The organism is Arthrobacter sp. D1-29, assembly GCF_054130585.1.
The window spans coordinates 3171151-3184148 of record NZ_CP096383.1 but is presented as its reverse complement, the minus strand read 5'-3'; the positions used below and the strand labels follow the sequence as shown (position 1 = coordinate 3184148).

Here is a 12998-nt window from a genome sequence, read left to right as displayed (position 1 = left end):
TCAGAGATGGTATTCGATCTCGTATTCAGCCGGGTCCACGGCGGGCTTGGTCTCCCGCTGCGCGTCCCGGTGGCGCCACTTGGCAGGAACGCCGGTAACAATCGATTCGGGCGGGGCGTCCTTCACCACAACGGCGTTGGCCCCCACGGCGCTGTCCCGGCCGATGGTGATGGGACCCAGGATCTTGGCACCCGCACCAATGGTCACGCGGTCCTCGATCGTAGGATGCCTCTTGACCTTGGCAAGGGAACGTCCACCCAGGGTCACGCCGTGATAAATCATGACGTCTTCGCCAATTTCGGCGGTTTCTCCGATGACGACACCCATGCCGTGGTCGATAAAAAAGCGCCGCCCGATGGTGGCTCCCGGGTGGATCTCGATACCCGTCAAAAAGCGGCCCAGCTGGGAAACCAGGCGGGCGGGGAACCGCAGGCCGGGATTTTGCCAGAGGCGATGCGTCAGCCGGTGGATCCAGATGGCATGCAGGCCGGAGTAAGCGAAAAAGTTCTCAAAAGAACCTCGAGCCGCCGGGTCATGGGACCGGGCGGCGTCGAGGTCTTCTTTTAGTCTTGCAATAAAGCCCACAAAGTTCTTTCTACAGGAAACGGGCGGAAGGCGGGCTGATCAGCCGCGGATGTCGTCATAGAGCACGGTGGAGATGTAACGCTCACCGAAATCGCAAACGATCGCCACAATCAGCTTGCCCGCGTTCTCCGGGCGCTTTGCCAGTTCCAGTGCGCCCCAGACGATGGCGCCTGAGGAGATGCCGCCGAGGATGCCTTCGCGGATACCCAGGTCACGGGCGACTGCCACGGAGTCTTCCAGGGTGGCGTCCAGGACCTCGTCGTAAATGTTGGTGTCCAGCAGCTCGGGGATGAAGTTGGCGCCCAGGCCCTGGATCTTGTGCGGGCCCGGGGCGCCGCCGTTCAGGATGGGGGAGTCCTTGGGTTCCACAGCCACAATCTGGACGTCCGGGTTGCGCTCCTTCAGGAACTGTCCGACGCCGGTGATGGTGCCGCCGGTGCCCACACCGGAGACAAAGATGTCCACCTTGCCGTCCGTGTCCTTCCAGACTTCCTCCGCGGTGGTTTCGCGGTGGATCCGGGGGTTGGCCTCATTGGCGAACTGCTGGGCCCAAATGGAGTTCTCCGTGTTGGCCACGATTTCCTGGGCCTTCTCCACGGCGCCCCGCATGCCCTCGGAGCCAGGGGTGAGGACAATCTCGGCGCCAAAAGCGCGCAGCATAACGCGGCGTTCGGTGGACATGGTCTCAGGCATGGTCAGGATGACCTTGTAGCCGCGGGCCGCGCCCACCATGGCCAGGGCGATGCCGGTGTTGCCGGACGTGCCCTCCACGATGGTGCCGCCCGGCTTGAGTGCGCCTGACTTTTCGGCGGCGTCAATGATGGCCACGCCGATGCGGTCCTTGACGCTGTTGGCAGGGTTGTAGAACTCAAGCTTGACGGCGACGGTGGCGTCCAGCCCTTCGGTCAGCCGGTTCAGGCGGACCAGGGGGGTGCCGCCAACAAGCTGCGTTACATCGTCATAGATCCGTGCCATGTAAATATGCCTATCTCTGAAGAGTGAATACTGAGGTCAGCCTAACGAGGGGACCCAAGCGCTGCTAAGCATTAAGCCACGCAGAGTAATATTTCCTCGCCTTGGCGAGCTTGGGATTGATGATCACCTGGCAGTAGCCCTGCTCGGGGTGCTTGCCGTAGTAGTCCTGATGGAAATCCTCCGCTACGTGGAAGCGGGGGAGCCGGCTGACCTCCGTCACGATCGGATTGGACCACAGCGCCTGGTTCCGTTCAATCGCTTCCTCGAAGAGGATCTTCTCCTCAGTGGTCTCGTAGAACATGGACGAGCGGTACTGCGTACCGACGTCGTATCCCTGGCGGTTGAGCGTGGTGGGATCGTGCAGCGCAAAGAACATGTCCAGGATGACTTCGGCGGGAATGACGGTTTCGTCAAAGGTGACGGCCACCACTTCGGCATGTCCGGTGGTTCCGTTGCAGACGGAGTAGTAGTCCGGGTGCGGGTCATGGCCGCCGGTGTAGCCTGACACCACCGAACTGACGCCCTTGGTTTTCTGGTAAACGGCGTCGAGGCACCAGAAGCAGCCCCCGCCAAGTACAAAAGTTTTCATGACCTCTTCAATGGTTGGAGGCGCCGGATGATTCCCCCTCCACCTTACGAGACTGTGACGCGTGCTGGGCAGGGGGCCGGATGGGGTAAAACTGAGTCTATGGAACCTGTAAACACCGGTGTTGCAGACGCTGGGAAGCGCAACACCGATGCCCCGGCCGGGGATGCTTCTGCCGAAGACACGACCGAGGCCCCCACCCTGGGCCAGCTGCTCTTGGCGGTGGAGGAGCTTTGGCCGGAGTCGCTCGCGGAGGACTGGGATGAAGTGGGGCTCGTAGCCGGGCATCCCTCCGCCCCCGTCTCCCGGGTGATGTTCGCCGTTGACCCCACCCTGGAGGTCATCGAGGAAGCCGTGGAGTGGGGCGCTGAATTGCTCATCACCCACCATCCGCTGCTGCTCAGGGGAGTCACGTCGGTGGCGGCCACCACAGCCAAAGGCAAAGCCATCCATCGCCTCATTGAGACTGGAACCGCCCTCCTGACCGTCCACACCAACGGTGATTCCGCCGTCGGAGGTGTCTCGGATGTGCTGGCGGACGCTCTTGGATTGGAGGACGTGGCCCCGCTGACGTCAGCCGCCAATGGGTTGCCGGAAGAAGGAATCGGGCGGGTGGGAGTGCTTGCCGATGTCATGACTCTGGGGGACTTCGCCGCGCGCGTGTTTGGCATCCTTCCTTCTGTAGCCGGGGGAGTGCGGGTGTCCGGCGACAAAGACGGCCTTGTCCGCCGCGTCGCGGTATGCGGCGGGGCGGGAGACTCGCTGTTCAGCCAGGTGCGCGCGAGCAACGCGGACGTCTACGTCACCGCGGACCTGCGGCACCACCCTGCGTCCGAAGCCAGGGAAGCAGCCGTGAACGACCGGCCATACCTTATCGACGTCTCGCACTTCGCCAGCGAATGGCTGTGGTTGCCTGCAGCCGCCTCTGCGCTGGGCAACGTGCTGGCAGACCAGGGCCACGACGTGGAGATCCAGGTAAGCACCACCAACAGCGACCCCTGGGACTTCATTCTGACTCCGGGCGGGGACTAGAGTCTTTAAAGCGCCCGCAGGGTGCCCGGTTCCGGCCGGATGGGATCAAGCGGAGGTACTAGTGGCTAAGGCAGCACCGGCAGAACAGTTGAAGTTGCTCGAACTGCAGGGCCTGGATGCCAGACTCAAGTCCTTGTCCAACCGTCGCCGTGCCCTTGAGTCCGATCCGCGGATCGAGGACCTGCAGTCTGCGCTTTCAGTAGCCAACGGCGAACTGGGCGCAGCAAAGATGGCCGTCCACGACGCCGAAGCCGAGCTCAAGCGGGCAGAGGCCGACGTCGAACAGGTGGCGTCCCGCATTGAACGCGACGAGGCCCGGCTCAACAGCGGCACCGGGCTGTCCAAGGACCTGGTGGCGCTGCAGAAGGACCTTGTCTCGCTCAACAAGCGGCGCTCCGACCTCGAGGACCTCGAACTGGAAGTGATGGAACGCCTTGATTCCCTCCGCGCCAAGCAGGCGGCCCAGCAGCTGATCGTGGACAACATCCAGGGTTCGTTCGGGGCCATCCGGGCCGAACTGGACCAGGAACTGGCCGAGGTGGAAGCCGAAGCCACCGTTCTCCGCGGCAAACGTGCCGAGTTCGCCGCCGGCCTGGACGCCGGAATGCTGGCGGTGTACGAAAAGACCCTGGCCAAGCGCGGCGTGGGCGCCGCCCGCCTGTTCCACGGAACCTCGGAGGCATCCGGGATGAAGCTGAGCCCCGGCGACCTCGCGGAAATCAAGGCAGCGGCGGAGGATGACATTGTCTTCTGCCCCGACTCCGGCTGCATCCTGGTCCGCTCCGCCGAATGGAACTGACCCGCGTCCCCAATTAAGTAGCGCTAAGTGTCGTTTTGAGCCCTCATAACGACACTTAGCGCGACCTAGTTGGGCAGGATGATGTTCAGGGCGTGCGGTTTCCTGGCTGATCCCTCCACCAGTTCGGCATCCCACTTCTCGCTGGCCGCGTTCAGCAGCTGTGCCGGGGTCTGCGGCGCGCTGCCACGCCTTGCCAGGAGGTGCCGGGCGAGCTCGCCGCGGGTATGTTTCGCGAAGTGGCTCACCACTTTCCGCACGCCATTAACCTCAGTAAAGACGTTGACCGCCACGGTCTGGGCCGGCGGCGGCGTCCAGGCAGCGGCATAGGTGCTGGAGCGGCAGTCCACCAGCAGTTGCCCCGCGGTCAGCGGCTTGAGGGCCTCCGCAAGCTGCGGCTTCCAGAAAGTGGCGAGGCGTCCGACGTCGGGCAGTGACGTTCCCATGGACAGCCGGTAGGCGGGCACCCGGTCGGCAAAACGGATGGCCCCCCAGAGGGCGGAAACCACCAGGACTGATTCATCCGCCTTGCGGCGCTGCACGGGCGTCAGGCTCCGGTAACCCAGGGCGTCATAAAGGACCCCGGAATAGATCTGGTGGGCGGGCGCCGCCGGTTCAGCGTGCAGCCGGGTGTTGCGGTCGACATCGTTCTTTAACGAAGCACCCACGCCCAGCAGCGCGAGCGCGTCCTCGTGCGCGCTTACCGTTCCCAGTGCTTCCAGGACTTTCGCCCGGTAACTGTTGAGTGCAGGAAAGCTCAGGGAAGGCCAGTCGACGGCGGATCCGGCTGCCGCGGGGGTCTTGCCTTCAGAGGGGGGAAGCAGAATCAGCACCGTACGATCTTACCGGCGGCCGGGGCGGGAACTGCATGATGTCCCGGCCCGGCCCTGCGTCCGGGGGGTTCGATGTTGCAACGTAGAATGGATGTCGGATGGGTTGACCAGGCGGCCGCGCGTCACGCAAGTGGCTCGAGGAACGTCCGGGCTCCGCAGAGCAGGGTGGTGGGTAACGCCCACTCGGGGTAACCCGCAGGCTAGTGCCACAGAGAACAGACCGCCTGCATTCCCCGCCTTTGGGCGGGGGAGGGCAGGTAAGGGTGAAACGGTGGTGTAAGAGACCACCAGCTTCCCGGGCGACCGGGAAGGCTAGGTAAACCCCACCCGGAGCAAGGCCATACAGGGCACGTTCGAGGGCTGCTCGCCCGAGTGCCCGGGTAGGCCGCTGGAGGGCGCCGGCAACGGCGTTCGTAGATGGATGGCCGCTACTCCCGCGCTGGCAACGGCACGGGAGCACAGAACCCGGCGTATCGGTCAGCCCATCCACCTAATTCGCTTCCGGCCTGCTTTTACGGCACGGTTTTCGGCCTGCCGGCCACCTCCCGCCAAGCCTGCATGAACCCCGTGTGAGAGATTTCACGCGACATAAGCCGTTCAGAGCATCCCGCGCCAATCTAGAATGGAACACGGACGTAGAAGTTCTCCGCCGGAGTTGCGTTCGCAGCCGGCGGTTTTTCTTTGCACACGACCCAGGCACCAGGGGTGGACCGAATCCCGCCGGTGCCGGTGCCCCTGGACATCATCAGGTGGCGACAACCGCCTACGAGGACGTATGCGGCTGAACCGAGGAAGGTAGTTCTGTGAGCCAGACGTCAGATTCTTGTCTTGATACATGGATGGGCCGGGAGGCCCTCGCTGAGGCCATGATTCCGGTGATCGGCCGGCTGTACCGCGAGAATAACGTGGTGACCAGCATCCACGGCCGCAGCCTGATCAACAAGTCCACCATGAACATCCTCAAGGCGCACCGCTTCGCCCGCCGCATGAGCAAGGATGAGCTGCTGCTGGAGGAAACCGCGCCGCTGCTCAACACCCTCGCTGAGCTTGAGCTCGGCGCTGCTGCCATTGACATCGCCCGCCTCAACCAGAAGTTCAAGGCAGAGGCCAACGGCGCCACGCTGGAGGAATTCCTCCGCGCTGAGCTGGCGGAGATCGTTGGCAAGCGCGGCGGCGACGACCGCACCAGCACCGACGTCGTCCTGTACGGTTTCGGCCGCATCGGCCGCCTGCTGGCGCGCCTCCTGATCGAAAAGGCAGGCGGCGGGCACGGCCTGCGCCTGCGTGCCATCGTGGTCCGCCGCGGTTCGGACAAGGACCTCTCCAAGCGCGCCAGCCTGCTGCGCCGCGACTCTGTGCACGGCTCCTTTGAAGGAACCATCCGCGTGGACGAGGACGCCAACACCATTACCGCCAACGGTGTCCAGGTACAGGTCATCTACTCGGACAACCCTGCCACGATCGATTACACGGCCTACGGCATCAAGGACGCCCTGGTGGTGGACAACACGGGACGCTGGCGTGACGCCGAGGGCCTGTCCCAGCACCTGCAGAGCAAGGGAGTGGCCCGCGTCCTCCTCACGGCTCCGGGCAAGGGCGATCTGAAGAACATCGTTCACGGCATCAACCACGGCACCATCCAGGACTCGGACACGATCGTCTCCGCAGCCTCCTGCACCACCAACGCCATCACCCCGGTCCTGAAGGCCATCAACGACAAGTTCGGTGTGATCCACGGCCACGTGGAGACCGTCCACTCCTTCACGAATGACCAGAACCTGATCGACAACTTCCACAAGGGTGACCGCCGCGGCCGCTCCGCCGCCCTGAACATGGTCATCACGGAAACCGGTGCCGCCAAAGCAGTGGCCAAGGCCCTGCCCGAACTCCTGGGCAAGCTCACCGGCAGCTCCATCCGGGTCCCCACGCCGGACGTCTCCCTGGCGATCCTGAACCTCAGCCTGGAAAAGGGCACCACCAAGGACGAAATCAACGACTACCTTCGGGAGATGTCGCTGCACTCGGAGCTGCGCAAGCAGATCGACTACATCGATTCCCCCGAGGTGGTCTCGACAGACTTCGTTGGTTCCCGCCGCGCCGGCATCGTTGATGGCCTGGCCACGATCTCCAACGACAAAAACCTGGTCCTTTACGTCTGGTACGACAACGAGTTCGGCTACAGCTGCCAGGTAGTCCGAGTCATGGAAGAGATGGCAGGGGTCAACCCGCCGGCCTTCCCCGCCAAGGAAACTGCAGCAGCCCTGGCCGCTATCGCCGTCTAGCCCTGCGAACGCCGGCGGTTCCCCACATTTTCCCGGCTGGTTCACTGGAATCAGCCGGGAAACGGGACCAGACTGGTGGCATGGACAACGACGCAACCCTTCAGCACGAGACCACGCTCGAGCACGCCCTGGACGTGGCAAAGGCAAACCACAAGGAAGCCGCCCGGCTCCTTGAACAGGCCCGCGCAGCCTACAGTGCGGGCGATATCGGCGAGGACCGCGTGCGCCAGCTGGAAAATCTCCTGCAGTTGGCCGAGGAAGATCTCCGGCGGGTGATCCGGGAACAATAGATCCGGGAACAATAAGAGGGCCGCCGCGCCGGGTACCCTCCCTCCACACTCGCCGGGTACCTTCCCTCCACACTGTGGATAACAGGCCCGGTGTCAGTGGGGTGTCCTAGGCTCTTCTGGTGCCCTGCATCTCCGGAGGGGCGGCCCGCCCATGACAGTCAGCTGGTCTGCCTATCGCCGTGCCCGCCGCCGCTCCCGGCAGGCGTGGGCGCTGCTGCTGGTCCTGGCTGTTTCGGCAGTCGCCGCGGGCGTCTGGTTTTTCACCGCGGGGCAGTTCGCAGCCACCGAACCGGCCATTGCAGGTCCCAGCGAAGCCCCGGTTTTCGACCCCAGCTGGATGAAGCCCGTAGCTCCGGTCCACCTGGTACCGTCCGGCCCCGCGGTTGCCGCCTTGGAAGCTTTGCCCGTCAAGGGGCGGGCGGCCCAGAACAATTACGAACGGGAAGCGTTCGGACAGGCCTGGCTGGATGTGGACCGGAACGGCTGCGATACGCGCAATGACATCCTTCGCAGGGACCTGGTGTCCGTGGGCTTTACCGAAGGATCAAAGTGCAGGGTGGCCGCCGGCTCCTTCCATGAGCCCTACACGGGGAAAATGGCCGACTTCCGGCGGGGACCGGAGTCCAGCAAGGAAGTCCAGATCGACCATGTTGTTGCACTCGCGGATGCCTGGCAGAAGGGCGCGCAGCAACTGACAATGCAGCAGCGCCAGAGCCTCGCCAACGATCCCCTGAACCTCATAGCCGCTGACGGGCCCGCCAACCAGGAAAAGGGCGCAGGGGACGCGGCCACATGGCTGCCGAAGAACAAGGCCTTCCGCTGCCACTACGTTGCCCGGCAGATTTCGGTCAAGGCCGCCTACGGTCTTTGGGTGACGCAGGCGGAGAAAGAGGCGATGAAACAGGTCCTGGGCTCCTGTCCCGGCCAGGCCACCATCCGCCCCTCACACTAGGTATTACCCGCAGACGTTGGTGAGGATCGGCGTATCCGCGAGAACATGTGTGTGCCACCACCTCTGGCCTCGAGAGCTGATCTGGCCCACTTTTACCGGCAAGTCTTCCCTGTGGAGGCGCACCCTTTTCGAGCAGACACACGCCCACAGTGAGCAGGTACGCCTCCGAGAGCTTCACTCTTTGGCTGGCAGCCACAAAGTCAGTCGATTCCTCTACCGGTGCGAGCCCCTTGCATCGGAATCGGCGGTGACGAGTTCAAAGCTTGCGGCCGCCGTCGAGTTCGATGAAATGCTAGCCGCGGTCGGGGCTTGGCGAGCCCTGTGTATCTGCCGTGTGGTCGGTTCCGAACGCAATTGAGTCGAAGATGGCGCGTGCCTCTCTCGTCAGCTCCGGATTGATCGATTCGTGGAATTGGGTTATCGCAATCACAGCGCGTTCGCCGTTCAAGTCGACCACCCGGTAGGTTTCGCGCTCAGCGGCGCTCGAGTACCAGCGGGTGCATTCGTGCGACATTTCTGAGCGGACGCAAAACTTGCCGCCGTCACAGGCTGTGATGTCCACGTCGCCCTCGACGGAGTGCTCGAACTCGAAGCCGGAGTAATCGCCCACCACGACCTCGACCGGAGGGGTGCTCGCCGTTGACGTCTGCGCCGTCATCGCGTCGACGAAGGCCTCAGCCGACGGGCCGACCTCGACGAGCGCGCCCCGCCACGCGCATGCGTCCGTCGGCACATAGTCCGCGGGCCAAAAAATCAGGACGACCGCCCCTTCATCCGGGTGATCCGGGTCGTCCTTGGCCAGGCTATCGCAGTCGGCTGTCTCCCAGCCGTCTGGGACGGTGATCTCGAAAGGCACCGTATAGCCGGTGACGAGGTATGCGCCGGCGTCGATGTCGCCGCTCTCCGGGAACGGCGGGATGTCGCTGGCCTCCGACGTGGGTGGAGGGGATGGTGTTTCGGTGGGGGTGCACCCCGAGAGCCCGAAACATGCCAGCATTGCGACGGTTATACCCGCCATCCACGAGCGCGATGCGTGAGCCGTGGGCGAGCGCTGGTCCGGTGTCCACATGTCAGTTCCTTCGTTGGATCTATGCAGCGTGTGCTGCTTGCCTTATCAGTGAACAGGGCGCCGGTATCAGCAGGATACCGGCGCTCACCATCCCGGTATCGGCCCGATATCAGCCGTCTTGACGGATGGGGGGTCAGGGCGGAAGGTGGCCTCATGGAGGTACGCGTTCTTGGAGCGCTGACGCTCGATGAGGATCGGATTCCCTTGGCACCGCGCGATCGTGTGGTGTTGGGTGCGCTCACGGTCCGCTTGGGCGCTTCACTGTCGGTCGAATCCCTCGCCGAGGCGCTCTGGGGCGATGATCTGCCGGCCTCGTGGTCGAAGGTGATTCCGGGCTGCATCATGCGCTTGCGCCGGCTCATCGGGCCTGCACGCATCGAAACAACCCCGTTCGGGTATCGGCTGTCCGCGGACCACATCGAGGTCGACGCCGACCAGTTCGAGCGGCTCGTCAGCCGGGGTACCCAACAGCTGAAGCTTGGTGAGCCGGAACGTGCCGCACACTCATATTCGGAGGCCCTCGCGCTGTGGAGGGGTGAGGCGTTCGTCGAACTCATCGACTGGGGGCCTGCTCAGATCGCGTCCGGCCGTCTTGAGGAGATCCGCCTCGCGGCCGAGGAGTTGCTCCTCGATGCACGGCTGCGAGCCGGCGAGGTTCAGGAGGTCGCCGCCTTGGCGCGCACCCGCGTAGCCGAAGCTCCGTTGCGCGAGCGGCGATGGGTCATGCTGAGCGTGGCGCAGTACCGCCAGGGCCGGCAAGCCGAGGCGATAGCCACCGTGCGCAGGGCGCGGGGACTCCTTGTTGCCGATCTTGGACTGGATCCGTGCACAGAGCTCGCTGAGCTGGAGCAGGCCATTCTCCGGCAGGATCCCTCGTTACTGTCCGACCAGGTATTCCAGACCGGGAGCTCCGAGTGTCCGTACTTTGGCCTGCCTCCCGCGGGCGTGGCGGATGCCGAGCGGTACTTCGGTCGCGAGCAGGAGCTGAGCGGAGCACTGCGCGCGCTTGAAGAACACGGCGTGCTCCTCATCGCGGGCGCATCGGGCGTCGGCAAGTCCTCATTCGTTAGGGCCGGGATAGGCGCCCAGTTCACCGCACGCGGCACGCAGGTCGTCATAGTAACGCCCGGCGAGCGTCCTCTCGAAGCCCTTCGAGACGTAGTTCGACGCCCCGGGGATTCGCTGCTCATCGTCGACCAATGCGAACAGGCGTTCGCCGCGGACGACCCCGCCGAGATCATGAAGTTCTTCGACGCTCTGTCGCGAGAGGTTTTCCGCGGGATGCTCGTCGTCACCATCCGCGCGGACCGTCTCGGAGACCTGGCTGAACACAAAGGCTTCGCCGGGATCATCCAATCGCACATGCTCATGCTCACCGCGTTCGGCTTCGACGGACTCCGTGCCGTGATCGAGAAGCCTGCACAGCAGGCTGGACTCATCCTGGAACCAGGCCTCGTCGAGATCCTGGTCCGCGACGCCGATGGGCGAAACCTTCCACTGTTGTCCCACGCCCTGCACCAGGTGTGGTCACGCCGCGAGGGCCGCGTCATGACCGTAGACGGGTATCGGGCATCCGGTGAGATCGACGGTGCTGTCGCGAAGACCGCGGAAGAGGTCTTCGCCGAGCTCTCAGGGGAGGGCAAGCAGCTGCTGCGCGACATCCTTCTCCGTCTCGTCGAAGCATCTGCAGGCGGTGTGGTGATTTCCCGTCAGATCGAGCGCACGCGGATCGCAATCGACGAGGACCATGCCAAGATCGTCGATCGACTGGTCGATGCCCGCCTGCTCACGACCGACAAGGAAACGGTTCAGCTATCCCACGAAGCGGTTGCACGGGAATGGCCACGGTTGAAGGAGTGGCTCGCCGATGATATCGAGGGTCAACGGATCATGCGGCATCTTGGTTCCGCAGCCACCGCCTGGGATGCGATGGGACGCCCAAACAGCGAGCTCTATCGCGGCGGCCGTCAAACGGCGGCTCAGCAGTGGCGGGACGCGGCCAATCCCGCGCTCACAGTGGTTGAGCGGGAGTTCCTCGAAGCCTGCGCAGCGGCTGAAACCGCAGGACTGGCGGCCACCCAGAGACAGCTCAGTAAGGAGCGCAGCATGGTGCGCCGACTGTCCTGGGTGTCGGCCGGCGCAGCCGGTCTCGCGATCGTTGCTATCACAGCGAGTCTTGTGGCAGGGTTCCAGGCAAATCTCGCCGGCGAGCGTGCAACGGTCGCAGAGGCACGGCGCGTTGCCGCGACCGCGCTGGAGGATCCGGACTTCGACCGAGCGCTGCTGCTCGCGGTGGAGGCCATCCAGATCTGGGACAGCACCGAAACACGTACTAACCTCGTGCGGGTGTTCGCGCGGGCACCCCGGATCACGAGCATCACCCGCATCCAGGAAGACGGAGTGACGCCCGCGAGCATGTCGCTCGAAAAGAACGGAACCCGAGCATCAGTGATCGACAGTGACGACGATCTACGGCTATTCGATCTCGCCAATCGCTCCCAGCTCGGCGATTACTCACCCACCGGAGGAATGATGGCGGCAACCGCCGTCGACCCTGTCTCGGGCACCGTTGCATTCAGCCAGGCATTGGGACTCTGCGAGGCCCTCCCCTGTGTTCGCGGACGAACGGGAACGCTCGATCTGGCTAATGGGGGTCGCTCCGGCTTGGAGACCTACCAGGGCCTGGCTGGGGCGGCGGCAGACGTTGAATACTCGCCCGACGGATCCTTGTTTGCTGCACTGGCGACGACACTCTGGTTCGAACCGTCCGGGAGCGTCGCCCTTTGGCGGGGCGGGGGCGACCCGATGCTGCTGGATTTGAACGCGAGCGGTTCTGATCCCGGCGGTGCATCCGAGTGGGGTGGACAGTTCGGCGCAGTAAAATTTGCCCAGGACGGCTCGCGGCTGTACGCCAGCCGGCTCGGACCGACCGTAGTGTTTGACACCTCATCGGGCACCGAGATCGATCGGATAGCCGGCAACGGGCTCCTGGCCGTCAGCCCGGATGGCCATCGGATCCTGGTTCGGGACGGCCTGCTCGCGGTCCGGATGGTCGACTCTTCCGGAACCGCTGCGCCTATGACGGTCCCGTTGTCGGTGTTTCCATCGGTGGCCGACTTCAGTCCTGACGGCCATCATTTCGCCGTCGCCTCTGGTAACCGCGTCGTGGTGGTGAACACCGAGACTGGCGATATCGCGGAGACTCTCCGCAATCACGACGGCTCGGTCACCGCAGTCGAGTTCCGGTCGACCGGTGAGCTGGTGACGGCCGGAGCAGACGGCGCTATCATCACGTGGGACCTCGGCGACTGGTCGGCGAAGTTTCGCAACGATCCGTTCTCCGGATCGGTTCCGTTCGTAGGGGAGAACGATGAGCGTACCCTCGTGCTCGAACAGTCCGATGGGAGCACGCAGGTGGTTGTCGCCGAGCCGGCGGCATGGGAGGACCGTGCCTGCCGGATCGCCGGACGAGTGTTGACGGAGCAGGAGTGGGGGGATCTGTTGGGAGCACGGCCGTACTCCCCGGCATGCCGCGATTAGCCGCACTCAGTCGCGGTGCCGCACAGTAGCAGTGGCCGGGCCCAGTGCAGTGGAAGGA

The 12998-nt window shown here is 64.2% G+C and carries 11 protein-coding genes and 1 other RNA gene; 7 read left to right on the top strand and 5 right to left on the bottom strand.

All coding sequences use genetic code 11. The features are described 5' to 3' along the window. The 3 genes from epsC to msrA all read right to left on the bottom strand — a co-directional run bounded on the left by epsC (position 1) and on the right by msrA (position 2149). Positions 1-585 carry a serine O-acetyltransferase EpsC gene (epsC, locus tag M1E17_RS14380; RefSeq protein ID WP_267275414.1) on the bottom strand — a complete coding sequence of 195 codons (585 nt, stop codon included), beginning with the start codon at positions 583-585 and terminating at the stop codon, positions 1-3. A gap of 39 nt (positions 586-624) precedes the next feature. Further along, positions 625-1560 (bottom strand): cysteine synthase A, encoded by a 936-nt coding sequence (cysK, locus tag M1E17_RS14375; RefSeq protein ID WP_457962679.1) that lies wholly within the window; start codon positions 1558-1560, stop codon positions 625-627. Positions 1561-1624: 64 nt separating this feature from the next. After that, a complete protein-coding gene (gene msrA / locus M1E17_RS14370; protein WP_457962678.1) occupies positions 1625-2149 on the bottom strand; it encodes a peptide-methionine (S)-S-oxide reductase MsrA in 525 nt (174 codons plus the stop codon). A 99-nt stretch (positions 2150-2248) separates the two neighbouring features. Between msrA and M1E17_RS14365 the strand changes: the two genes are divergently transcribed. Then, positions 2249-3178 carry a Nif3-like dinuclear metal center hexameric protein gene (locus M1E17_RS14365; RefSeq protein ID WP_457962677.1) on the top strand — a complete coding sequence of 310 codons (930 nt, stop codon included), beginning with the start codon at positions 2249-2251 and terminating at the stop codon, positions 3176-3178. Positions 3179-3239: 61 nt separating this feature from the next. Continuing rightward, positions 3240-3977: a zinc ribbon domain-containing protein gene (locus M1E17_RS14360; RefSeq protein WP_457962676.1), complete on the top strand. Its 738-nt coding sequence runs from the start codon at positions 3240-3242 to the stop codon at positions 3975-3977. Positions 3978-4042: 65 nt separating this feature from the next. Here M1E17_RS14360 and M1E17_RS14355 read toward each other — a convergent pair whose 3' ends face one another. Continuing rightward, positions 4043-4807 carry a YaaA family protein gene (locus tag M1E17_RS14355; protein WP_457962675.1) on the bottom strand — a complete coding sequence of 255 codons (765 nt, stop codon included), beginning with the start codon at positions 4805-4807 and terminating at the stop codon, positions 4043-4045. Between the two features lie 99 nt (positions 4808-4906). Between M1E17_RS14355 and rnpB the strand changes: the two genes are divergently transcribed. The 4 genes from rnpB (at position 4907) to M1E17_RS14335 (ending at position 8331) form a co-directional block, all read left to right on the top strand. Continuing rightward, positions 4907-5296: RNase P RNA component class A (gene rnpB, locus M1E17_RS14350), an RNA gene on the top strand. A gap of 350 nt (positions 5297-5646) precedes the next feature. Further along, the gene (locus tag M1E17_RS14345) at positions 5647-7089 is read left to right on the top strand and encodes a glyceraldehyde-3-phosphate dehydrogenase (protein WP_457967765.1); all 1443 of its coding nucleotides are present in this window, start codon (positions 5647-5649) and stop codon (positions 7087-7089) included. A gap of 80 nt (positions 7090-7169) precedes the next feature. Continuing rightward, the gene (locus M1E17_RS14340) at positions 7170-7379 is read left to right on the top strand and encodes a hypothetical protein (RefSeq protein WP_457962674.1); all 210 of its coding nucleotides are present in this window, start codon (positions 7170-7172) and stop codon (positions 7377-7379) included. Positions 7380-7530: 151 nt separating this feature from the next. Beyond that, positions 7531-8331: an HNH endonuclease family protein gene (locus M1E17_RS14335; protein WP_457962673.1), complete on the top strand. Its 801-nt coding sequence runs from the start codon at positions 7531-7533 to the stop codon at positions 8329-8331. A 292-nt stretch (positions 8332-8623) separates the two neighbouring features. On the opposite strand, the gene M1E17_RS14330 is transcribed toward M1E17_RS14335, so the two are convergent. Further along, positions 8624-9400: a hypothetical protein gene (locus M1E17_RS14330; protein WP_457962672.1), complete on the bottom strand. Its 777-nt coding sequence runs from the start codon at positions 9398-9400 to the stop codon at positions 8624-8626. Positions 9401-9553: 153 nt separating this feature from the next. On the opposite strand from M1E17_RS14330, the gene M1E17_RS14325 reads away from it, so the two are divergent. Beyond that, a complete protein-coding gene (locus tag M1E17_RS14325; protein ID WP_457962671.1) occupies positions 9554-12940 on the top strand; it encodes an nSTAND1 domain-containing NTPase in 3387 nt (1128 codons plus the stop codon). Positions 12941-12998 lie beyond the last annotated feature (58 nt).

Bases quoted from the DNA above. Each gene is read 5' to 3' on its own strand.
- M1E17_RS14340 (WP_457962674.1), top strand. From the start codon at position 7,170: ATGGACAACGACGCAACCCTTCAGCACGAGACCACGCTCGAGCACGCC.
- M1E17_RS14325 (WP_457962671.1), top strand. From the start codon at position 9,554: ATGGAGGTACGCGTTCTTGGAGCGCTGACGCTCGATGAGGATCGGATT.
- msrA (WP_457962678.1), bottom strand. From the start codon at position 2,149: ATGAAAACTTTTGTACTTGGCGGGGGCTGCTTCTGGTGCCTCGACGCC.
- M1E17_RS14335 (WP_457962673.1), top strand. From the start codon at position 7,531: ATGACAGTCAGCTGGTCTGCCTATCGCCGTGCCCGCCGCCGCTCCCGG.
- cysK (WP_457962679.1), bottom strand. From the start codon at position 1,560: ATGGCACGGATCTATGACGATGTAACGCAGCTTGTTGGCGGCACCCCC.
- M1E17_RS14365 (WP_457962677.1), top strand. From the start codon at position 2,249: ATGGAACCTGTAAACACCGGTGTTGCAGACGCTGGGAAGCGCAACACC.
- M1E17_RS14345 (WP_457967765.1), top strand. From the start codon at position 5,647: ATGGGCCGGGAGGCCCTCGCTGAGGCCATGATTCCGGTGATCGGCCGG.
- M1E17_RS14330 (WP_457962672.1), bottom strand. From the start codon at position 9,400: ATGTGGACACCGGACCAGCGCTCGCCCACGGCTCACGCATCGCGCTCG.